22 protein-coding genes are annotated in these 21,396 nt (G+C 73.3%); 7 read left to right on the top strand and 15 right to left on the bottom strand.

Annotated features, from left to right (window positions below; translation table 11 throughout):
* Positions 1 to 32 precede the first annotated feature (32 nt).
* From SAM23877_RS04015 to SAM23877_RS04005, 3 genes are all read right to left on the bottom strand, one after another.
* On the bottom strand, positions 33 to 386 hold the full coding sequence (locus tag SAM23877_RS04015) for a DUF488 domain-containing protein (RefSeq protein WP_053126997.1): 354 nt from the start codon (positions 384 to 386) through the stop codon (positions 33 to 35).
* Positions 387 to 459: 73 nt separating this feature from the next.
* Positions 460 to 711 carry a WhiB family transcriptional regulator gene (locus SAM23877_RS04010; protein WP_053126994.1) on the bottom strand — a complete coding sequence of 84 codons (252 nt, stop codon included), beginning with the start codon at positions 709 to 711 and terminating at the stop codon, positions 460 to 462.
* Between the two features lie 114 nt (positions 712 to 825).
* Entirely contained in the window at positions 826 to 1,755 is a 930-nt protein-coding gene (locus SAM23877_RS04005) for a LysR family transcriptional regulator ArgP (protein WP_053126993.1), read from the bottom strand.
* 69 nt (positions 1,756 to 1,824) lie between these two features.
* Here SAM23877_RS04005 and SAM23877_RS04000 point away from each other — a divergent pair, with 69 nt between their 5' ends.
* Together SAM23877_RS04000 and SAM23877_RS03995 are read left to right on the top strand one after the other, a co-directional pair.
* On the top strand, positions 1,825 to 2,439 hold the full coding sequence (locus tag SAM23877_RS04000; protein ID WP_053126991.1) for a LysE/ArgO family amino acid transporter: 615 nt from the start codon (positions 1,825 to 1,827) through the stop codon (positions 2,437 to 2,439).
* Between the two features lie 99 nt (positions 2,440 to 2,538).
* Entirely contained in the window at positions 2,539 to 3,849 is a 1,311-nt protein-coding gene (locus tag SAM23877_RS03995; RefSeq protein WP_053126989.1) for an MFS transporter, read from the top strand.
* A 28-nt stretch (positions 3,850 to 3,877) separates the two neighbouring features.
* Here the strand turns inward: SAM23877_RS03995 and SAM23877_RS03990 are convergent, their stop codons facing one another.
* The 3 genes from SAM23877_RS03990 to SAM23877_RS03980 form a co-directional block, all read right to left on the bottom strand.
* Positions 3,878 to 4,333: a cyclic nucleotide-binding domain-containing protein gene (locus tag SAM23877_RS03990; RefSeq protein WP_053126987.1), complete on the bottom strand. Its 456-nt coding sequence runs from the start codon at positions 4,331 to 4,333 to the stop codon at positions 3,878 to 3,880.
* Positions 4,334 to 4,686: 353 nt separating this feature from the next.
* The gene (locus tag SAM23877_RS03985) at positions 4,687 to 6,165 is read right to left on the bottom strand and encodes an aminotransferase class I/II-fold pyridoxal phosphate-dependent enzyme (RefSeq protein ID WP_053126985.1); all 1,479 of its coding nucleotides are present in this window, start codon (positions 6,163 to 6,165) and stop codon (positions 4,687 to 4,689) included.
* Between the two features lie 50 nt (positions 6,166 to 6,215).
* The gene (locus SAM23877_RS03980; RefSeq protein WP_053126983.1) at positions 6,216 to 6,431 is read right to left on the bottom strand and encodes a hypothetical protein; all 216 of its coding nucleotides are present in this window, start codon (positions 6,429 to 6,431) and stop codon (positions 6,216 to 6,218) included.
* A 168-nt stretch (positions 6,432 to 6,599) separates the two neighbouring features.
* Between SAM23877_RS03980 and SAM23877_RS03975 the strand changes: the two genes are divergently transcribed.
* The 5 genes from SAM23877_RS03975 (at position 6,600) to SAM23877_RS03955 (ending at position 9,686) form a co-directional block, all read left to right on the top strand.
* Positions 6,600 to 7,046 (top strand): ATP-binding protein, encoded by a 447-nt coding sequence (locus SAM23877_RS03975; protein ID WP_053126981.1) that lies wholly within the window; start codon positions 6,600 to 6,602, stop codon positions 7,044 to 7,046.
* Between the two features lie 179 nt (positions 7,047 to 7,225).
* Entirely contained in the window at positions 7,226 to 8,095 is an 870-nt protein-coding gene (locus SAM23877_RS03970) for a SigB/SigF/SigG family RNA polymerase sigma factor (RefSeq protein WP_053126979.1), read from the top strand.
* Positions 8,073 to 8,264: a DUF5133 domain-containing protein gene (locus SAM23877_RS03965; RefSeq protein ID WP_053126977.1), complete on the top strand. Its 192-nt coding sequence runs from the start codon at positions 8,073 to 8,075 to the stop codon at positions 8,262 to 8,264. The genes SAM23877_RS03970 and SAM23877_RS03965 overlap by 23 nt, the downstream gene beginning before the upstream one ends.
* A gap of 125 nt (positions 8,265 to 8,389) precedes the next feature.
* Positions 8,390 to 9,223 carry a DUF1206 domain-containing protein gene (locus SAM23877_RS03960; RefSeq protein WP_053126975.1) on the top strand — a complete coding sequence of 278 codons (834 nt, stop codon included), beginning with the start codon at positions 8,390 to 8,392 and terminating at the stop codon, positions 9,221 to 9,223.
* Positions 9,224 to 9,251: 28 nt separating this feature from the next.
* Positions 9,252 to 9,686: a hypothetical protein gene (locus SAM23877_RS03955; RefSeq protein WP_053126973.1), complete on the top strand. Its 435-nt coding sequence runs from the start codon at positions 9,252 to 9,254 to the stop codon at positions 9,684 to 9,686.
* A 3-nt stretch (positions 9,687 to 9,689) separates the two neighbouring features.
* Here SAM23877_RS03955 and SAM23877_RS03950 read toward each other — a convergent pair whose 3' ends face one another.
* The 9 genes from SAM23877_RS03950 to SAM23877_RS03910 form a co-directional block, all read right to left on the bottom strand.
* Positions 9,690 to 11,936 carry an FUSC family protein gene (locus tag SAM23877_RS03950; protein ID WP_053142151.1) on the bottom strand — a complete coding sequence of 749 codons (2,247 nt, stop codon included), beginning with the start codon at positions 11,934 to 11,936 and terminating at the stop codon, positions 9,690 to 9,692.
* A gap of 100 nt (positions 11,937 to 12,036) precedes the next feature.
* On the bottom strand, positions 12,037 to 13,410 hold the full coding sequence (locus SAM23877_RS03945) for an NAD(P)/FAD-dependent oxidoreductase (protein ID WP_053142149.1): 1,374 nt from the start codon (positions 13,408 to 13,410) through the stop codon (positions 12,037 to 12,039).
* 299 nt (positions 13,411 to 13,709) lie between these two features.
* On the bottom strand, positions 13,710 to 15,449 hold the full coding sequence (locus SAM23877_RS03940; RefSeq protein ID WP_053126972.1) for a PP2C family protein-serine/threonine phosphatase: 1,740 nt from the start codon (positions 15,447 to 15,449) through the stop codon (positions 13,710 to 13,712).
* Positions 15,446 to 16,510, bottom strand: a complete 1,065-nt coding sequence (locus tag SAM23877_RS03935) for an ATP-binding SpoIIE family protein phosphatase (protein ID WP_053126970.1) — start codon at positions 16,508 to 16,510, stop codon at positions 15,446 to 15,448. The genes SAM23877_RS03940 and SAM23877_RS03935 overlap by 4 nt, the downstream gene beginning before the upstream one ends.
* Positions 16,510 to 16,950 carry an anti-sigma regulatory factor gene (locus SAM23877_RS03930; protein WP_053126968.1) on the bottom strand — a complete coding sequence of 147 codons (441 nt, stop codon included), beginning with the start codon at positions 16,948 to 16,950 and terminating at the stop codon, positions 16,510 to 16,512. The genes SAM23877_RS03935 and SAM23877_RS03930 overlap by 1 nt, the downstream gene beginning before the upstream one ends.
* Positions 16,950 to 17,381, bottom strand: a complete 432-nt coding sequence (locus tag SAM23877_RS03925; protein ID WP_053126966.1) for an STAS domain-containing protein — start codon at positions 17,379 to 17,381, stop codon at positions 16,950 to 16,952. Before SAM23877_RS03925 ends, SAM23877_RS03930 begins: the two co-directional genes overlap by 1 nt.
* Complete coding sequence (locus SAM23877_RS03920; RefSeq protein WP_053142147.1) at positions 17,378 to 18,274, bottom strand: STAS domain-containing protein; 897 nt, start codon at positions 18,272 to 18,274, stop codon at positions 17,378 to 17,380. Before SAM23877_RS03920 ends, SAM23877_RS03925 begins: the two co-directional genes overlap by 4 nt.
* 161 nt (positions 18,275 to 18,435) lie before the next feature.
* Positions 18,436 to 18,828 (bottom strand): STAS domain-containing protein, encoded by a 393-nt coding sequence (locus SAM23877_RS03915; RefSeq protein ID WP_053126964.1) that lies wholly within the window; start codon positions 18,826 to 18,828, stop codon positions 18,436 to 18,438.
* Between the two features lie 125 nt (positions 18,829 to 18,953).
* Positions 18,954 to 21,356: a SpoIIE family protein phosphatase gene (locus SAM23877_RS03910; protein ID WP_053142145.1), complete on the bottom strand. Its 2,403-nt coding sequence runs from the start codon at positions 21,354 to 21,356 to the stop codon at positions 18,954 to 18,956.
* Positions 21,357 to 21,396: the final 40 nt, after the last annotated feature.

Raw genomic sequence — 21,396 nt, 5'->3', positions numbered from 1 at the left:
GCTGCCCTCCTCGGGCTCGCCTCACGCTCTCCTCAAGCCTGATCGAGGAGGCGGCGCAGCACGGAAGCGTGGCTCCGCCCGGGGGACTTGGACGCGGTCAGCAGCGTCACGTCCCCCCGGCGGGCCAGCTCCCGCAGCTGGTCGAGGAGCTCGGCCGCCTCCGGGGCGGCCAACTCCGCCTCGTAGCGCGCGGCGAACTCCTCGTAGGGGCCCTCACCCGCGTGGTACCAGCGGCGCAGCTCGGTCGACGGGGTCAGGCCCTTGGGCCACGCGTCCACCTGGGACGCGTCCTTCGCCACCCCCCGCGGCCACAGCCGGTCCACCAGCACCCGTACGCCGTCGTCCGGCGCGGGCGGGTCGTAGACGCGGTGCACACGCACGGTCATGGCCGGTCCTTCCGGGGGTGGTTCTGCCGGGGGTCGGCGTCCGGCCGCCGGGGGCGACCGCGCCGCGCCGTGGTCAGGCGGACCGCCTGCGCACGGCCTCGCGCCGCTTGAGCGCACGGCGTTCCAGTTCGCTGGTCCCGCCCCAGACGCCGATGGTCTGACCTGTGTCGAGGGCCCAGCGCAGACACTGCTCCTGCACGGGGCAGCCCCGGCAGACCGTCTTGGCCTGCTCGGTCTGCAACGCGGCCGGTCCGGTGGTGCCGATCGGGAAGAACAGGTCGGGGTCCTCCGCGCGGCACGCGGCGTGCTCTCGCCAGTTGTCCATCAAAGTCACCTGCGATCGGTATCGTTCGCGCTTTCGGGAATGGTGTGCTCCGTTGCGGGTGACCGGTCGCCACCGGTGTGAAACCGGCTGTGTGGTTTTCGCCTCGGGGCGCGCCTACGTCCGCAGGGCCCGCGCCGCCGCCGACACCACCGCCTCGGCCACGGTGGCCAGCGCCGGGGAGTCGAGCTTCCACTGCTGCCAGTACAGCGGGATGTCCACCGCCAGGTCCGGGGCGAAGTCGACGAGCCGGCCCGCGCGCAGCAGCGGCTCGGCCTGCGGTTCGGGCACCATGCCCCAGCCCAGGCCGGCGGCGACCGCCTCGACGAACCCCTCCGAGGTCGGTACGTAGTGCCGCGCGGGACCCGCGCCGCCGTGACCGAGCCGGCGCGCGAAACCGTCCTGGAAGTCGTCCCGCCGGTCGAAGACCACCACCGGCGCCGCCACGATCGACGGGTGCAGCGGCCCGTCCAAGTACCGCGCCGCGAAGGCGGGTTCGGCGCAGGGGAGGTACCGCATCCGGCCCAGGTGCCGGACCGTGCAGCCCGGGACGGGGTCGGCGGAGGAGGTCACCGCGGCCATCACCACGCCCTCGCGCAGCAGGGTCGCCGTGTGGTCCTCGTCCTCGCGGCGCAGCTCGAAACAGATCCCCGGGTCTCGGGGCATCCGCGTGAGCGCGCCCAGGAACCAGGTGGCGAGCGAGTCGGCGTTGACCGCCACCGAGACCCGCGTCGGCTCCCCGGCCCCGCTGAGCCCCAGTTCGGCGTACGCGTCCCGCTCCAGCCTGGCCACCTGACGGGCCAGCCGTACCAGCACCGTGCCGGAGTCCGTCGGCCGCACCGGTTTGGTGCGCAGCAGCAGCACCCGGCCGGTGCGCTGCTCCAGTGCCTTGACGCGCTGGCTGACCGCCGACGGTGTCACGTGCAGCGCCGCGGCCGCCGCGTCGAAGGTGCCCTCGTCCACCACGGCCAGCAGGGTGCGTACCTGGTCGATCGGAAGGTCCGCGAACGCCGCCGCCCCCGCCACCGCGCCCGCTTCTGATGTCATCACGCCAGCTAATGTTACGTAAGAATCTTTAGCTGTACGTCGTGTGATCACTCGCTTAGCGTCGGGAGCATGACCAACGCCCTCACCGCCGCGGCCGCCGGCTTCGGCACCGGCCTCTCGCTCATCGTCGCCATCGGAGCCCAGAACGCCTTCGTCCTCCGTCAGGGCATCCGCCGCGACGCGGTCCTCGCCGTGGTCGGCATCTGCGCGCTGTCCGACGCCCTGCTCATCACCCTCGGGGTCGGCGGGGTCGGCGCGGTCGTGGTGGCATGGCCGGGCGCGCTGACCGCGGTCGGCTGGATCGGCGGCGCGTTCCTGCTCTGCTACGGCGCCCTGGCCGCCCGGCGGGTGTTCCGGCCGGCGGGCGCGCTGCGGGCGGAGGGAGACGCCGCGGGCTCGCGCCGCCGGGCCGTCCTCACCTGCCTGGCGCTCACCTGGCTCAACCCGCACGTCTACCTCGACACGGTCTTCCTGCTGGGCTCGGTCGCCGCCGACCAGGGCCCACTGCGCTGGTCCTTCGGCGTGGGAGCCGCGGCCGCCAGCCTGTGCTGGTTCGCCGCGCTCGGATTCGGCGCCCGCTACCTCGGCCGCTTCCTGGCCAGGCCCGCGGCCTGGCGGGTCCTGGACGGACTGGTCGCCGCGACCATGGTCGTCCTCGGCATCACCCTCATCGCCGGGGCCTGAGCGGGAGACCCGAACCGGCCACGCGGGTTCAGGGCGCCGGGGCGGGGCTGGGATAGTGAGGCCCGCAACCGAAAGATGTAATGAGCACGTAGGAAGCGCGTGGACACGAGCGAGACCAGTGAGAGCGACACCGGACCCGGGGCGAAGAGCCGCGATCCGCAGCAGGGGGGCCGACGGCGCGGATGGCGCCGCTGGGCCATGGACACCCGCCCGCTGCGCCGCCCGGCCTACCGCAGGCTGTGGTCCTCCACCATCGTCACGGCGGTCGGCAGCCAGCTCACCGCCGTCGCCGTGCCCAAGCAGATCTACGACATCACCGGCTCCTCGGCGTGGGTCGGCGCCGCGAGCCTCGCCGGTCTGCTGCCGCTGATCGTGTTCGCGCTGTGGGGCGGCGCGGTCGCCGACACCATGGACCGCCGCAAGCTGCTGCTGATCACCAACATCGGCATCGCCGTCACCTCGCTGCTCTTCTGGGTGCAGGCCGTCACCGGCATGGAGTCGGTCGCCGCCCTGATGCTGCTGCTCGCGCTCCAGCAGGCCTTCTGGGGCCTGAACGCCCCGGCGCGCAACGCCTCCATCGCCCGGCTCGTCCCCGACGACGAACTCGCCGCCGCGAACGCCCTCGGCTCGACCGTCATGCAGACCGGCCAGGTGGTCGGCCCGCTGCTGGCCGGCGCCCTCATCCCGGTCGTCGGCCTGGCCGAGCTGTATCTGATCGACGCGCTGGCCCTGTGCGTCACCGTCTGGGCGGTCCACCGGCTTCCCGCGCTGCCGCCGCTGTCGGGGGCGGCGGTCCGGCGCGCGGGCCTGCGCGAGGTCGTGGCGGGCTTCCGCTACATCGCGCGGCACAAGGTGCTGCTGCTGTCCTTCCTGGCCGACATCGTCGCCATGGTCCTCGGGATGCCCCGCGCCCTCTTCCCGCAGCTCGCCGCCGAAGGCTACGCCGGGCACGGCGAAGGGCTCGCCCTCGGCCTGCTGTTCGCGGCGATACCCATCGGCGCGGTGGCCGGCGGGGTGTTCTCCGGCACCTTCTCCCGGGCGCGCCGCCACGGGTGGATGGTGATCGGCGCGGTGGTGGTCTGGGGCGCCGCGATCGCCGGCTTCGGGCTGAGCTCCAGCCTGTGGCTCGCGGTGGCCTTCCTCGTCGTGGCCGGAGTCGCGGACATGGTGTCCATGGTCTTCCGCGGGGCGATCCTGCTCTCCGCCGCGACCGACGAGATGCGCGGGCGCATGCAGGGCGTCTTCACCGTCGTCGTGGCGGGCGGCCCCCGCCTGGCCGACGTCCTGCACGGCGGGGCGGGCTCCGCCTTCGGCGCGCGGGAGGCGGTGGCCGGCGGCGGACTGCTGGTCGTCGTGGCGATGCTGGCTCTCGCCGCCGCGATCCCGGCGCTGCGGCGCTACCGGGTCTAGCCGCCGCCGGCCCCGGGGCGGGGACGTCTCACAGGGAGCCCCGCCCGTGCAGGGAGTAGTGCTCCATCAGCCGGCCCCTGGTGGTCTCCAGCCGGTGCGCGAGGATCTCGGCGACGGAGCGCACCAGCACGATGCCGAGTTGCGGGTCCTCCTCGCACAGGGCGAGCACCGAGGCAGCGTCGAACTCGTAGGCGCGCACCGGGCTGAAGGCCTCGGCGCCGAAGTCCCACTCGTAGGGCGGGAACAGCCAGGACCAGCCGAGCAGGTCACCCGCGCCGAGGCTGGCGACCGTGACCTGCTGCACGGACGTGACCTGCTGGGTCAGGGAGACCGCGCCGGAGCGGACGACCCAGAACCGGTCGGCCCTGCCGCCCGCCTCGAAGATCCGGGTGTCCTCCGGGAAGGAGACCTCCCGGGCGAGTGCCGTAAGCCGTCCGCGCTGGGGCTGGGGGAGGGCGGTCAGCAGTTTGATCGCTTTGGTCATGGCACGGGGCTCCTCGCCGGCGATTCGGTTCCGGGGCTTTCCCTATGCCCATTTCAGTCGCTGTCGGCTCCCTGAGCACCTCGGCGGACGGCGGATTCCGCACGGATTCGTGCCGGAACCGGGGACGGGGACGCGAGGGCGTGAAAAAGCCCTGGCTGGACGGGGGAAGCCAGCCAGGGCCGTAAGCGGTACGTACGAAGGACGCTCGGTCGACTCCGTCGCCACGTATGGATGAACGCTAAACCATCTTCCGGGGTTCCGTGAAACCGGGACCCGGCCACGTGACCTGTTTCACGCGCCGCCCAAGGGCCGCCCCACGGGCCGCCCCCACGGGCCGCCGGGCGGACCCGGTCTCAGCCGCCGTTCTCGGCGACGACCCGCACCGTCTCCAGCGCCGGATCACTCGGGTCCGGGAGGAACATCCCCGCCTCCAGGCCGCTGCGCAGATACCGCAGGACCGGCTCGGCCAGCCGCTCGCCGGGCAGGACGGCCGGGATGCCGGGCGGATACGGCGTGATCATCTCCGCCGCGACACGACCGGCGGCCCGGTCGAGCGGCACGTCCTCGGTGGGCCCGAAGAACGCGTCCCGGGGCAGCAGCACCTGCGGCATCCGCAGCTCGGACGGCGGCGGCACCTCCACGCGCGGAGCGGGAGCGAGATCCGGGGCGGCGTTCGCGAGATCCTTCAGCGCGGTCAGCAGTTCCCCGGCGGTCTGCCGGTCGTCCCCGTGAGTGATCTGCGCGCCGATGCGGCGGTGGTCCGTGAGGTGCGCGACGACACTCCGGTGCTCGCGCAGCCAGTCCGCCGCCTGGTAACCGGAGATGCCCAGTCCCTGGAGGTCGATGACGACGGGCAGGGGATCGAAGTCGTGGGCCATCCCGGGCGCGCAGAAGTCGTCCCGGTCGTTGACGTGCATGCCGTCGATCTCCTCGACGGCCGAGCGCACCTCGGCGGCCAGCTTCAGCGCCCCGCCCATCAGCTCCTCCCCGTGCAGCACCATCTGCCGGCGCCAGCCGTCCAGTCCGGCGAAGATGAGCGCGGAGGGGCTGGTGGTGCTCAGCAGATCCGCCCGCATGCCCAGCAGCTCCGGCGGGACCAGGTCACCGCGCAGATGGAACACGGAACCCTGCTCCAGGCCGCTGCCCATCTTGTGAATGCTGGTCACACAGATGTCGGCGCCCGCGTCCATCGCCCAGGAGGGCAGGCCGGGATGGAAGGGCAGATGCGCACCCCAGGCCTCGTCGACGATCAGCGGCGCCGAACGCCGGTGGCAGACCTCCGCGACGGCCCGCAGGTCGGCACCCGCGCCGTACGGCGTCGGGCTGGTGATCAGGGCACCCTTGGCGTCCGGGTGTGCGGCGAAGGCCTCCTCGAACTCCTCGGCGGACGGCGGATGCGCCAGGTGCCGCTCGGCGTCCCAGCGCGGCTCCACCCACACCGGCTCGATGCCGGAGAGGATCAGCCCCGAGACGACGGACTTGTGGGCGTCCCGGCCGATCAGCAGCTTCTCGTGCGGCCCCGCGACCGCCAGCATCGCCGCCTTCACCGAGAGGGAACTCCCGCACGTCGTGAAGAACGTGTGGTCCGCGTGCACGGCATCGGCCATCAGGTCCTGGGCGCGTTGCAGCACCCGCCCCCGGGTCAGCCGGTCGTCCAGTCCGCCGATCGCCAGGACGTCACCGTAGAAGACGGCGTCGCCCAGCACCTCGCGCACCGCGGGGTCGGCCCCCCACGCCTGCTTGTGCCCCGGCGGCGTGAACGACAGCCGTCCCTCGCGGCGGTAGTCGACGAGGGCTTCGAGAACGGGTGCTCGGGTGTGGTCGGCTGTCATGCCGGTCCGGTTTCCCGGTGCCCACCCGGTCAATCAGCCCCGTGGGCTCGTCACCCTGTGTTCCTGCCCGGCGTCAGCACCTCGTCCAGCACCCGCAGGACGGCCTCGTAGGCCAGCGACCGCGTGGCGGCCTCCCGGGAGCCCTCCGGGTCGGTAGTCCGCAGCTCGTCCCTCCGCCCTCGCCAGGTCCGCTCCTGCTCCAGCGCGCAGGCCCGCGCCCGGTGCATCCGGCGCAGCAGTTCATCCGCGTCCACAACATCCGTCATGCCTTCCGTTTACCCCCGTGCGGCGCCGGGATGGCTGTTGGGCCGTAAGGAGGCCGGGAGGTTTGGTCCCACCGGCAGAGGTGAGCCGACAGTGACGAGGCCGCACGGCGCGCCCACCGCGCGAAACCGGCCCGACCCGGTACGTCCCACCGACCAGGGAGCTGACGGATGTGTGACAGCCACACGACCGAAACCGTCGTCGACCAGCCCGACGCGGACCGGCACCGGCGGTTCCGGCCGTGCAAACCCGCCGAGGCCCGCAGGACCGTCGAACGCGTCGTCACCGAACGCGGCCGCACCGACGGCCACGCCTCGTGCGACGCCGCCGCCCTGTCGGACGCCGTGCTGGTCGCCTCGGAGCTGACCACCAACGCGATCCTGCACGGCGGCGGCGTCACCGACTTCCAGGTCGACGTCGTCGGCCCCGGGGTGCGCCTGTCGGTGAGCGACCGCAGCCACGACCTTCCGGTCGCGGTGCCGCGCACCGACCCCCAGGGGCGCCGCCGCGTCGGCGGCCGGGGCTGGCCGATCGTCTGCCGGCTCGCGTGCGACGTGCGTGTAGCCGATCTTCCCGCGGGAGGCAAGTGCATCACCGTGGTCGTTCCGCTGTCCTGAGTACTTTTCGAAAAGCGGAGTTTGTTCCCCCGGGGTGGGGGCAGTCGCAAGTTCGTGCTTCGGACCGGAGGCGCAGCAGCGGGAGCGGTATGGCTGCGTGGGCCCTCCGGGTGAGATCACCCGGACAGCACCGTTCCCGCGGAATGTTCCCCTGAGACCACCGTTCAGGAGCGATCCGCATGCTCATCGAAACACCCACCGTCCCCGGAACCCCCGCCGAGTCCGCCCAGACGTCCGCCACCACAGCCCGTCGCCGGCACGACGACGCCCCCGACACCATGGCCCTCTTCGGACGGCTGGCGGGACTGGAGGACGGGCCGGAACGCGACGCGGTCCGCGACGAACTCGTCACCGCCTGGCTGCCCATGGCCCACCGGATCGCGGGCCGCTTCCGGGACCGCGGCGAGTCCATCGAGGACCTGCGCCAGGTCGCGGCGCTCGGCCTGGTGAAGGCCATCGACCGCTTCGACCCGGAGCGCGGCGCCTTCGAGAGCTACGCCGTGCCCACCATCACCGGCGAGGTCAAGCGCCACTTCCGGGACCGGATGTGGGCCCTGCGGGTGCCCCGCCGGGTCCAGGAACTGCGCAACAAGGTGCGGGTGGCCCGGCGCGAGCTCACCCAGAACCCGGGCAGCCCCGAACCCTCGGTGGCCGCCCTCGCCGCCCACACCGGGCTGACCGAGGACGAGGTCAGCGCCGGGATGGAGGCGCTGGAGAGCTTCAGCACCCTGTCGCTGGACGCGGAGCTCTCGGCGGGCGACGACGGCTACAGCCTCGCGGACACCCTCGGTGCCGCGGACGGCTCGTACGACACCGTGATCGACCGCGAGTCCGCCAAGGAAGGGCTGCGCAGGCTGCCCGAGCGCGAGCGGGCCATCCTCTACATGCGCTTCTTCGAGGACATGACACAGAGCCGTATAGCCGATCGTCTCGGCATCTCGCAGATGCACGTCTCGCGGCTCATCAGCCGCAGCTGCGCCCGCGTGCGCGACGAGGCACTGGGAGAGCGCGCGGGCCACCGGGGCACTGCCCGCACGACTCGCGACTGACGCCTCGGGGACGGACCCCGGTCCTGGGACGCGGGACCTGGCGTACACGCTCTGCGTGTCGACCGGCACGCGAGACGTGCGGCAGGCCCTGGAGGCCGCGCGGCGCCGGCTCGCAGCCGCGCAGGCCCCGGCGTCCGTGGCCGCCGAACCCGCCCTGACGGCGGACTGACCCGGTAGGCGGGTCGGGGGAGATGTGATGGCCCGGCTGCCCGTACACCGCTCGGCGGTGTACGGGCAGCCGGGGTGTGTGCCCGGGACGACGGGGCACGCGGAACACCGGGAGGGGATGTACACATGAACGCGAATGTTCTCGCACGTTCCGGCCGCGGCCGGGCCCGCCGGGCGGCGAACGGATCGACAGCCGAGGGGGCCGCACGGGCGGGACTGACCGCACGCGGCGTCATCTACCTGCTGGTCGGCATCCTGGCGCTGCAGATCGCCTTCGGTACCGGTGAGCACGAGGCGGACCGGGGCGGCGCCCTGGCCGAGCTGTCGGACAAGCCCTTCGGGGCGGTCCTGCTGTGGGCGCTGGGTGCCGGACTGGTCGGCATGGCGCTCTGGCGCCTGTCGGAGGCGCTCTTCGGCGTCACGGGCAAGGACGGTCACACCGCGAAGAAGCGGCTCCCGGCCGCCGCCCGGTGCGTGTTCTACGCGTTCGTCGCCTACTCGGTCCTCGCCTTCGCGGCCGGCTCCGGCGGCAGCGGCTCCAGTGACCAGCAGTCCCGCGACGTCACCTCGCGGGTGATGGAGGTGCCCGCCGGGCAGTGGATCGTGGGCCTGGTCGGCGCCGGGATAGTCGTCGCCGGCGTCGTGATCGCCGTGCAGGCGCTGCGCCGCAGCTACCACAAGAAGCTGAAGCTCGGCGAGCTGAGCCCCCGGGCCCGGCGGCTGGTCGACGTCACCGGCGTCGGGGGAGGAGCGGCCCGCGGCATCGTCTTCGCCGCCGCCGGCGCCTTCGCCGTGCGAGCCGCCGTCGACTACCAACCCGACAAGGCCAAGGGCCTGGACGACACCCTCCGCTCCTTCGCCGACACCCCGCTCGGACCCTGGCTGCTGGTCTGCGTCGCCGCGGGTCTGGTGCTGTTCGGCGTGTTCTCCTTCGCCCTCGCGCGCTGGCGCAGGGTCTGAGCCGCGCGGCACGGGGAACACGGGTCGAATGAACGAACACGAGATTCCTCCGCCGGACGGACGTCCCGTGGACGTCTACCTCGACCTCCTGCGCGTGCGCATGGAGACCGACGACTACCAGCTGCTGCTCAGCGTGGTGGAACCCGTCCTCCAGGCGATCGACGAGCACCAGATGCCCACCATCGACTTCTCCCTGGACGGGGACAACGCCGAAGCGCTGCCCCAGGAGATCAGGGACGAGGCCGCCCTGGTCATCGCCACCGCGGTCACCGGCCGGCTGGACAACGAGGTCGTCGAGATCAGCACCGACGAGACCGGTCCGGTGCGGGTCGTCACCGACGCGGCCACCGCCTCCGACCCCGAGCGCCTCGGGGAGATAGCCGACTACCTCAAGGAACGCCACGTGCAGAACGAGGAACTGCGCGGCATCGCCGAGGCCAGCGGTCTGCCCAGCGACTTCTGACCCTCACCGCCGCGGTGTCCTGACGGGCACGCCCAGCGGCCGGGCGAGGCCCACCACCGCTTCGTCCAGGCGCTCCAGGTGCCGCAGTACCCGGCCGGTGATCCGGCCGTACCGCGGCACCCCGGCGGCGTCCGGCTCCAGCAGCGACGCGATGCTCGGCCCGGTCTCCACCTCGGTCCGCGCGTCCTCGTCGGCGACCCGCGCGGCGATCGCCTCGATGTTGCGCACCGTGCGCCGCACCGCCCCGCGCAGCCTCGGGTCGGCCGCGATCGAGGGGTGGGTCGGCAGCAGCTCGGCCGTCGCCGCCAGCGACCGGGCGTGATAGGCGCAGGTCTCCAGCAGCGCGACCACGTACTGGGCCGTGTCGCGCCGGGCCCGCAACGGCGTGATCGGATGCGTGAGCGGCTGGGTGGCGGCCCGCAGGTCGCCCAGCGCCTGGTCCAGCTCCCGCGCCGTGTCCAGCAGATCGGCCGCCGGCCCGCCGCTGAGCTGGTCCACGGCGCCCTCGGTGACGTCGGTGAGCCGCTCCAGCACCGTCTCGAGCAGTTCGTTCGTACGGCGGTCGGTGTGTATCGGCAGCACCAGCGCCGCCGCGACGATCCCGCAGGCCGCCCCGAGGGCCGTCTCCTCGATGCGCAGCAGCAGCACGGACAGGCTGTAGGTGTGCAGCAGGGTGTACAGCAGCCCGAGCATCGCGGTGACGAAGAACGACATCAGCGTGTAGGACAGCGGCGCCGTGTAGAACATCGCGAAGATCAGCAGCAGCACCAGGCCGAACGCGGTCCAGGTGTGGTTGCCGACCAGGCCGGCCAGCACGATGCCCGCCACGACCCCCAGCACGGTGCCCAGCAGACGGCGGTAGCCCTTGACCAGGATCTCGCCCGTGGAGGCGGTGTTGATGAAGACGATCCAGCAGGTCAGGACCGCCCAGTACCAGCGCTGCGAGGACAGGAACTCCCCGCCGACGATGGCGAGCGAGGACCCCACCGCCACCTGCACCGCGGCCCGTGTGGTGGGCCGCCGCAGTCCGGTGGGCTCCTCCTTGGGGGCGGCCTCCTCGCCGGCGTCGATGGCCGCGTCCTCGGCGTCCAGCTCCTCCCGGGAACGGGTCGTCGCCGGGGTGTCGTCCGACTCGTCCTGCGGCCCGTCCAGGGCGATCCGCAGGCCCATGACCGCACGCGCGGTCTCGCCGATGCCGCGGAACACGTCCTGGACCGCCGGGGTCGCCTCGGGCAGGTTCTCCTCGTCGCGGTAGCCGAGGAGCCGGTTGCGCAGGTGGGACAGCGCGGTACCGCGCGCCTCGGCGGGCGGCCGCAGCACCAGCGTGCGCAGGGCCCCGAGATCGCGGCGCAGGATCTCCGTCGCCTCGCCGGGCGCCGGCGAGCGGCCCACCGCGGGCGCCGGCGCGCCCGGCAGGTGCAGGGTCAGGGTGTCCGCCCGCTCGGCGCTGCGCGCGGTCAGCAGCAGCAGGCCGAGGCGCTCGGCGGCGATCTCGGCGTCCGCGACGCGCCGCTGCACCAGCCGCGCCGTGGACTCGTCGGGGGTGCCCTCCTCCAGCCGGGACTGGATCATCAGGGCCGTCTCGTGCAGGCGCGCGGTGCCGTCCCGCAGATGCTCCAGCGTCTTGTCGATCTCGCCCGGCCCGGCGTCCAGCAACTCGGCCTGGGTGGCGATCAGCTGGGCCAGCCGGGCCCGGAACGCCTGCCGCAACCGCTGCAGGATGCCCGCGGGCGTCGCCGGCACCACCGCGAACCGCACCACCGCGCTGCACACGAACGCCACCGTGATGGCGCCCAGCAGCTCCGGCAGCACCGACACCTTCGCGCCGACGAACAGCGAGACGAAGTAGACCTGGAAGCCGATCAGCCCGAGGGCGGTGCCGCGGTCGCCGAACCTGCGCACGAAGACGGCGCAGAAGATCAGGACGACGAAGAAGGCGTCGCCGATGACGACCCGCGAGGTGAGCAGCGAACTGATCGAGACCGAGGCCAGGGCGACGGGCAGCCCCAGCGCCAGCGTGATCGCCTGCGGGCCGGGCTCCTTCTCCCGGATGGCGAAGGTGGCGACCATCGCCGCCATGGCCCCCGCCACCAGGTGGGTGACGTCCGCGCCGAACACGGCGAGCACGGCCAGGGCCAGGGCGATGGCGCCCACCGTCCGCAGCCCCGCCGTCAGCCGCAACAGTCCGGGATCGGACGCGGCGACGCGGTCCCGCAGCCGTGTCCGCACCGAGCGCCCCGCTGCCTTCACGCCGCCGTACACTCTCCTGATTCACGACCGATACCCGGCCGGTTCGCGCCGAGATCCACTTCTCAGCATGCCATGCCGCGAGCCGATCCCGGCCGCGGGGTCACTGCGCCCGGCTCACCCCGCCGACGCGCTCCCGTACCTGTTCCGGCGTCAGATAGGCGTCGGTGTATTCAAAGTCCTTCAGCTTGGCCGGCTTGCGGGCCTGGAAACCGGTGCGGACGAAGTCGTCGCCGGCGAGCGCGTTGAGCGCCCAGTTGGTCGCCACCCGGGCCTTGGCCACGCCCGTGCGCAGCGCGGACCAGTGGTAGCCGCGGGCCACGGCCTGGGCGGGCAGGCCCTTGAGTTCGACGCCGAGCGGCTTGGAGACCGCGTCCGCGCCGCCGAGGTCGACGACGAGACCCAGGTCCTTGTGGACGTACGGCCGCATCGGCTGGTTGCGCAGCGTGGCGATGAGGTTCTCGGCCACGTGCCGGCCCTGCCGCATGGCGTGCTGGGCGGTGGGCGGGCAGACCGAGCCCTCCTGGCCCTTGGCGAGGTCGGGCACCGCCGCCGAGTCGCCCAGCGCGAACACCCCGTCGTGGTTCGGCAGGCACATCTCCGCGGTGACCGCGAGCCGCCCCTTGACCGTCTCGGCGCCGAGCGTGGCGATGAGCGGGCTCGCCACCACACCGGCGGTCCAGATCAGCGTGCGGGTGGGCACGACCCGGCCGTCCGTGAAGGTGACCTCCTCGGGGCCCGCCTTCTCGATGGACACGCCCAGGGAGATCTCGATGCCGCGCCGCGTGAGGATCTGCTGCGCGTCCCGTCCGAGCTTCTCGCCCAGTTCGGGCATCAGCTTCGGCGCGATGTCGATCAGGTGCCACTTGATCAGGCTCGGGTCGAGCCGGTTGTAGCGCTTGACCGCCGCGTGCGTCAGCCGCTGCAGACACGCCGCGGTCTCGGTGCCGGCATAACCGCCGCCGACGACCACGAACTGCAGCCGGGAGGCGCGTTCCACCGGGTCCTGGCTGGCGTCGGCGAGGTCGAGCTGCGCGATGACGTGGTCGCGGACGTACGCCGCCTCCGCCAGGGTCTTCATGCCGAACGCGTTGTCGGTGAGCCCCGGGATGTCGAACGTGCGGGTGATGCTGCCGGGAGCCAGCACGATGTAGTCGTACGGCTCGTTGACGATCTGGTCGGTGATGGTGCGCACCACGCAGACCTTGGCCTTGAGGTCCACCCCGATGGCACCGCCCGGGATGATCCGGGTCCGGTACTTGCTGCTGCGGCGCAGGGAGAGCGCGATCGACTGGGGCGTCAGCACCCCGGAGGCGACCTGGGGCAGCAAGGGCAGATAGAGCTGGTAGGAGAACGGCGCCACCAGGGTGACGTCGGCCTCGTTCGGGGCGAGCCTGCGCTCCAGACGGCGGACGCACTCCACGCCGGCGAAACCTGCGCCGACCACCAGGATCCTGGGTCGTGTCACGGTGTTCATCCCTTTCTGCGGCTCGAGGCGGTCTGCCGCGAACGCCATTCGCCTGCCCCTGGATCGCTGCTTCGCACCTCGTCGATCCCATCGCGTCCACGCCGATCCGGCCAGCCGGGCGCGGCAGGCAGGCGACACGCCTCGGTCACCACCATGCCCCGCCCGGCCCCGGAGCGCACCGGGCGGGGTGGACGGAGGGGGTGAACGGGCGGAGTGAACCGGCGGGGTGAACCGGCGGAGCGCACGGGCCCGGACCGTCCCCTGGGGGAGCTGGGGGAGCTGGGGAGCTGGGGAGCGGCGCGGGCGGCTCAGCCGGAGCCGCGGAGGTGGCAGAGCAACAGGCACACGTCGTCGTCGCGTTGCGAGTCGCTGAGCAGGGGACGCAGGATGCCGTCCGCCGACCCCTCCAGGTCCGCCTCCAGCTGGGCCGAGCCGAACCCGCCGAGCGCCTCGGCGAGCCGCGCGATGCCCGGGTCTATGCCCAGGGCGCGCCGCTCCACCAGGCCGTCGGTGTACAGCGCGAGCGTCGAGCCCGGAGGCAGCGGGACGGTGTGGTCGGTGATCTCCTGCCGCAGCGGGATGCCGAGCATCGCACCGGGTTTGGCGTCCAGGGTCTGGACCCGCCCGTCCGGGGTACGCAGCACCGGCGGCGGATGCCCGGCGGCGGCCCACGTCATGGTGGGGTCGTCGGGGTGGAAACGCGCGATGACCGCCGTGGCGAACAGGTCGGGCTGGAGGTGGTGCAGGAACGTGTGCAGCCGGGTCAGCAGCCGGCCGGGGCTGCCGCCGTCGACGGCGTAGGCGCGCAGAGCGGTACGCAGCTGACTCATCATCACGGCGGCCCGCAACCCGTGCCCGGTCACGTCGCCGACCACGGCGATGGTGCCGCCGTCGGGCTGGCGGAAGGCGTCGTACCAGTCGCCCCCGATGTTCAGCCCGTGCGTGGCGGGCAGGTAGCGCGCGGCCAGGGCGAGTCCCGGCGGAGCGGGCAGCTCCGTGAGCAGGGCCCGCTGCAGCGTCTCGGCGATGTCCCGGTTGTGCTGGTAGCGCTGGGCGTGGTCGATCGCGATGCTCGCCCGCCGGGTCAGCTCGATCAGCATCACGGCGTCGTCGGGGTCCCAGCGCTCGCCGGGCGGGGACAGGGTCACCACACCCAGGGGGGCCTGCCGCGTCGGCAGCGGGATGCACAGCAGGGGCCGCTCCGGCTCCAGCGCCGAGGGCGGCTGGTCCTCGACACCGGGCAGACCGCCCGGGTCCGCGGCGGCGTACTGCGGCCGACCGGTGCGGGCCGCGACCACGGCGGCGGCCGGATGGGCCGGGCCCGGCCGTTCGCCCTCCTGCTCGAACAGCCAGACGTCGACGCTCGCGGCGTACTCGGGCACCAGCAGCTCCGGCAGCCGGCGCACGATCTCGTGGTGGTCGAGCGATGCCGTGAGCACCGCGCTCGCGTTCGCGAGGAAGGTCAGCCTGCGACGGGCGTTCTCCGCCTCCGTGCGTGCCTTGCGTTCGGCGGCGAACGCCTCCCGCTGGGCCCGCCCCGCGGCGTCCAGCTCGGCGTGCAACGCCACGACGCCCTGATTGGTCTGCTGCAACTCCTCCCGGTGGAAGTCCACCAGGTGTTCCTGCTCGTTCAGCCGCTCCAGTACCAGGGCCGTGTCCTCGTCCGCGCCCAGCAGCGCCTCCGCCAGCAGGGCCGGATCGTCCACCGCGGCCTCGGCCTCGGCCTCGGCGGCCGGCACGCCCTCGGGGCAGGGCACCGTGACCCGCCACGGGGGCTGACCGGCGGCAGCGGTGTCGCGGTCCGGCGCCACCACGGCGTGCAGCACGCTCCCCGTGGCGTCCGGCGTGGCGCGGGAGGCCGCCCCCGTCTCCAGCGTGAGCCGCCAGGCACCGCCCTTGGTCAGGCACAGCCGCAGCTGCGCGCTGAGCGAGGCCACCAGCCGGGTGCGCTCCAGGGGCGGCACTCCGTAGGCGGTGGCCAGGCGCGCGGCGGCGATGCGCGCCCGCGCGGCCTCGGTGACGTCGGTGATCTGCCAGGTACGGGTCATGGGCGGTCCGGCGGGGTCGGGGTCAGTACGGCGACCGCGGTGTCGTCCCGCACCGGGCGGGCCGAACTGCTGGCGTCGCGGACGGTCACGGCGGCCGTCACCGCCGGGTCGGTCGCCGTGCGGCAGGTGTCGGAGGTCGGCGCCCAGCGGCTCGGCAGACCGTCACTGTGCAGGACCAGCACACGGTCGTCCGCCCAGGCGGTCTCCTCCTCGCGCAGGGTGGTGGGCCGGTGGGTGCCGACGATGCCGGGCCGGGACACCAGGTGCCGCCAGGTACCGCCCTCGCACAGTCGCGCCCCGATGTTGCCTATCCCGGCGAACCTGAGCACCGCGGCACGCGTGTCGACCTGGGCCACCGCCACGGCCGCGCCGCGGGTGCCGGCCAGTGCCTTGTCGAGCCGCCGCAGCGCCTCGGCGGGCGGGAGGTGGGCCGCACCGCGCAGGGTCTCCACGGCCGCGGTCGAGGCACGGGCCGCTTCCGGGCCGTGTCCCAGTCCGTCGGCCAGCATCAGCGTGACCCGGTCGCCGTCCCGGACCCAGGCCCAGGCGTCGCCCGAGTACTCCGCGCCGCCGAACGGCACGTTCACGGCACCGGCCCGCACCCGGGACGCCGGGCCCGACTCGACGGCGGGGCGGTCGAGCACCGCACCGATCCGGGCGACCACCACCGTCCCCCGGCCCGGGACGCTGTGCAGGTCGAAGTCGTCGGCGAGGCGGGCGCAGGTGCCGAGACCGGCGCCGAGGGACTGCGTCGTGGTGAAACCGTCGCTCAGGGCGGCGGACACGTCGGCGATCCCGGGGCCGTGGTCGACGGTGGCGACCTGCACCAGCCGGGCGTGCTCCCGGCCGGTCATCAGGACCGGCGGAGCGACGACGTCGATGAGAACCTGGCCGCCCCCGGCGTGCTTGAGCAGGTTGGTCGCCAGCTCGGTCGCCACCAGCGCCGCGGCGGCGGTCCGCTGCTCGTCCAGCCCGGCCAGGGCCGCCGCGTGCTCGGCGGCCACCCGGGCGTCGCGCACCCGCGTCGAGTCGTGCACCGGTACGTCCCACACGCGGGGCATCAGGTCTCCTCACGCGGGCGGGGAGGGCGGCCCACCCAGGAGGTCACCCGCACGGTGGTGCCCGATCCCGGGTTGCTCTCGATCGCGAAGTCGTGCACCAGGCGCCGCGCCCCGCCCAGTCCCATGCCCAGTCCGCCGCCCGAGGTGAAGCCGTCGCTGAGCGCCTGCTCCAGGTCCGCGATGCCCGGTCCCTCGTCGCGGAAGGTCAGCCGCAGCCCCGGTACACCTCCCTCGGTGAGGGGCTCCGCCTCCATGATTCCGCCGCCTCCGTACACCAGCGTGTTGCGGGCCAGTTCACTGGCGGCCGTGACCAGCTTCGTCTGGTCCACCAGACCGAAGCCGATCTGGGCGGCCGCCTGCCGCACATGCTGACGGACCCACACCAGATCCATGTCCGAGCCGATCGGCAGGCGGGCCTGGGCGCCCGCGGCAGTGTGCATCACGGACTCTCCTGGCGCAGTCCGCCGTAGCGGGACGACGGGGCGTGCTGGGTGAGCAGCTCCATGGCCACCTCGGTGCTGAGCGCGGTGTGCACCCCCGGCAACGACAGACCCAGCTCCACCAGGGTGATGGCGACCGCCGGACGCATGCCGACGACCACGGTGCGGGCGGCCAGCAACTCGGTCTGCCCGGCGATCTCGGCCAGCACCCGGCCGAGGAAGGAGTCGACGATCTCCACACCGGAGATGTCGATGATCACCCCCGTCGCGCCGCTGCGGGAGATGGTCTCGGCGAGGTCCTGCTGGAGCTGCTGCGCCGTGCTGTCGTGCAGGTCTCCCTGCAGGGTGACCAGGAGCACCTCACCGAGCCGGAGGACCGGCACATGACCCGTCACGGGCCCCCCGTAGGGGCCCGGGAACGCCTGGCTCACCGGGTGACCGGCCCGTTCACCACGGGATTGACGATGCCGACCCCGAGCTGGTGCAGGACGTATCCGAGGGCGTCGGCGAGGCTCGCCCGGGTGACCACGGTGCCCAGGTCCAGACCGAGGTGGACCATGGTCTGGGCGATGGCGGGCCGGATGCCGGAGACGATGCACTCGGCACCCATGAGCCTGGCCGCCGCCACCGTCTTCATCAGGTGCTGGGCGACCAGGGAGTCGACGGTGGGCACGCCGGTGATGTCCAGGATCGCGTAGCGCGCCTGCTGCTCCACGATGGACTCCAGCAGGGTCTCCATGACGACCTGGCTGCGGGCGCTGTCCAGCGTCCCGATCAGCGGCACGGCGACGATGCCGTCCCACAGCTTGATGACGGGAGTGGCCACCTCCAGCAGCTGGAGCCGCTGGCGGTCGATGAGGGCCTGTCCCTCGCTGAGCGCCGTCTGCATGACCACGACCCGCAGGGTGCCCATCAGCACGCTCAGCGTGGTGACGCAGGCCCGGGCCTCCTCGGGCGAGGCGTCCGGCAGGTCGGCCAGGAGCAGGTTCTCGACCGGCGGGCGCAGGGCGGCCAGCTCACTGGAGACCTGCGCGGTGCTCAGTCCGGCGCGGGAACGGGCCGCGCCCATCCTCGCCAACTGCTCGCGCACCGACGTGAACCCCGCGGCGTCCGGGTCCTCCACCCGCTGCGCGTCCGCGACCTGTGCCAGCCCATCCACCACCGCCTTGCCCGCCTCGACCGCCTCGTCACGGGAGACGGTGAACACGGCCCGGAACAGGGCCTCGTCCGCCCACCGCTGGGCGATCTGTTCACGACGGCGCCGCAGAAAGTCCCTGACCTCGTGGGTCGGCGATCCCGCTGTTCCCTCGGCCTCTTCCGGCACCTGTTCCACTCCTCATCCGCGTTGCGCCGCACCGAACCCGCAGGCAGCGTGACGGCGATGTGATCCTGCCGGGCGACAACTGTAACCACCCGCCGACCTCGTACGACACCTGCTCCCGGATGAACGGCACCTGCTCCCGGACGAGCGGCAGCGAACCGGGTTCAGGCCTCGGGTACCTGAGGTCCCCCCGGCTGCGCGTCGACGCGCGAGAGCGCCTCGTCGACGCTCTCGGAGACCGGCACGGTGATGCTGACCCCCGTCAGGTCCAGGACCCGGCGCACCGCCGGGGTCGGCGAGATGATGTGCACACTGCCCGGCAGCTCGCGCGCCTCCTGGTAGACCCGCAGGATGATGTTCATGCCGGAGGAGTCCATGAACGGGACCTCCGACAGGTCCAGCAGGAAGTGCCGCCGCCCGTGGTGCAGCTGGTTGGCCAGATGGTGCTGGAACTCGGTCGCGGTGTCGACGTCCAGGTAGCCCTCCACCTTGAGCAGCGCGACCTCCTCCCGCGGCAGCGACACCTCGACGGACAGCGGGTTCTGGGCTATGGGCACGTGTACCTCCAACAAAGCGGCCGGCGCGGTGGCACGTCATGTCCCACCGCGCCCGGCGTTTACCCCCGAATCCGATCTCCACACCTGTCCGGCGGAGACCGGATTCGGGGGCCGCGTGCCGTCCGTCACCCGACCCGGATGCCCACGAGGCACGTGTCGTCGTCCGTGTCGGACCGGCTGTAGGTGAGCAGCCGGTCCAGGTGCTGGTCCAGGGTGACCGGCGCCGGACGGGCCGTGCTCAGCAGCTGGGCCAGCGACTCCTCCACCGAGCGGTCACGGCGTTCGATCAGACCGTCGGTGTACATCAGCAGCGTGTCCTCGCCGGCCAGCTGCACCTCGTCCTCCTCGTACGCCGCCTCCGCCACCGCGCCCAGCAGCATGCCCCGCACCAGCGGCAGCGGCTTGGCCGCCGCGCCCCGGACCAGGACCGGGGGCAGATGGCCCGCCCGGGCCCAGCGCAGCGTCCGCAGGGCCGGGTCGTACAGGCCGCACACGGCCGTGGCGGTGACCCCGCCCGTCAGGTGGTGCGCCACGATGTTGAGCCAGGACAGCAGCTGTCCCGGCCCCGCACCGGTCACCGCGAGGCCGCGCAGCGCGTTGCGCAGCACCACCATGCTGGTCGCGGCCTCTATGCCGTGCCCGGCCACGTCCCCCACGCACAGCAGCACCAGCCCGTTCGGCAGCATCACGGCGTCGTACCAGTCACCGCCCACCAGCTGCTCCGTCTCCGCCGGCCGGTACCGGACGGCCACCTGGAGGTCCGGCACCTTCAGCGGGCTCTGGGTCGGCGGCATGATGGCGTGCTGCAGCTGAAGCGTCAGCCGGTTGCGTTCGATGGCCTGCTGCTCGGTGTGCGCCAGCTGGTCGCGCGTCGCGGCGAGCGCCACCTCGGTCCAGTGCTGGGCCGAGATGTCCTGATAGGCCCCGCGTACGACGAGGAGGCGGTCGTCGGTGTCCAGGACCGGTTCGGCCACCACGCGCACGTGCCGGGTGACCCCGTCGGGGCGCTGCAGCCGGAACGCCGCCGACGCCGGCCGCTGGTGGTGCAGGAGCGTCCGCAGGAACCGGCCGATGGCGACGGCGTCGTCCGGGTGGGCGTGCGCGGCCAGCTCCTCCAGCGGTACCGGGACGCTCGTCTGCGGACGTCCGTACAGGTCGAACAGCTGACCGTTCCAGGTGATCTCACCGGTCAGCAGGTTCTCCTCGAAGCCGCCGATGCGGCCGAGGCGCTGGGCGTGCTGGAGGAGGCTGGCCAGCCGGGCCGTCTCGTCCTCGATGCGCCAGATGAGCAGGACGGCGTTGCCGTGCCGGCTGACGCTGATGTCCGCGATCGCCGACAGCGGCACCTGGTCCACCAGGGCGGTCAGGTTCATGCGCCGGGCCCGGAAGGGCTCACCCGTGGCGTACACCCGCTCCACGCTGCGGAACAGCTCGCTGTCGCCGGCGGCCATCGGATAGGCCTCCAGCAGCAGCGCGCCGCCCACGACGGCCCGCGGCCGTCCGGCGGGGTCCAGGAAGCGCTTGTTCACGTGCTGGATGCGGAAGTCCGCCAGGTGACCGTCCGCGTCCAGGTGCGGCACCAGGACCAGTGCGGGGTCGTGCAGTCCGTCGGCCAGGTCCATCAGTTCCACGGCGTCCGGCATGACCCGCGGCTCCGGCCCCGCGCCCTGCGGTGGCGTGTACGACTCCAGCGTGTGCGCGCACAGCTCCGCCAGGGCCTCCACCTGCCGCACCACCTGGGGCGGCTGCGGTGACAGCGGCACCGGCCAGGCGATCTCCAGTACGCCGTGGATGCGCCCCCCGGTACCGGCGGGGACCGCGACCCTGCCGCCGTCCGGGTACTGGTGCCGGCCCACACTGGGCAGGCCCGTCCCGGCCAGGGAGGTGATCCACTGACCCGCGCGCTCCGTCAGCCCGGAGCGGGCCACCGTCGCCACGTCCGGCGGCACGTACCGCCAGCGGGCGGCCTCGGCCGCGGAGAAGCCCGCGCTGCCGGCCAGCGTGAGCGACCCGTCGTGCCCGGCGGCCCAGATGGCCACGGCGGCCGCGCCGAGCGGGCGCAGCGCCTGCTCCAGCAGGGCGTCGGCGACGGCCTGGGTGTCGTCCGCGGCGAGCGCGCCGCTCTCGGCCGCCCGCAGGCGCACGGCGGCCGACTCCGCCACCGCGTCCCCGTCGGCGGCGCCGTCCTCGGTGTCCGCGCTCTGCACGGCGGCGGTGGCGGAGAGGAAGGCGTCCGTCACCTCCGACACGCGGTCCCGGGCGGCCTGGTTGATGACGTCGACCGCGAACTCCAGCGGGGTCACCTGCGACTGCTCGGCCAGCTCGGCGAGCTGGCGGGCGGCCTGCGCCGGACCGCACCCGAGCCGGGCCACCAGGATGCCCTTGGCGAGCTCGATCAGAGCCCGGCCCTCGGCCTCCGCCTGGGCGGCACGCACCTCGCGGCTGAGCCGGTCCACGGTGGCGGCCAGCCTGCCCACGGGGGACAGCGGGGTCATGCCGCGCAGGTCGGCGGCCGGCCCGTCGACCATGCGGGACTGCGGCGGCCCCAGGACCGCGGGCGGCGTGGCG

Source organism: Streptomyces ambofaciens ATCC 23877 (assembly GCF_001267885.1).
In the GTDB taxonomy this organism is placed as follows: domain Bacteria; phylum Actinomycetota; class Actinomycetes; order Streptomycetales; family Streptomycetaceae; genus Streptomyces; species Streptomyces ambofaciens.
This window is presented reverse-complemented; position numbering and strand designations above follow the sequence as displayed.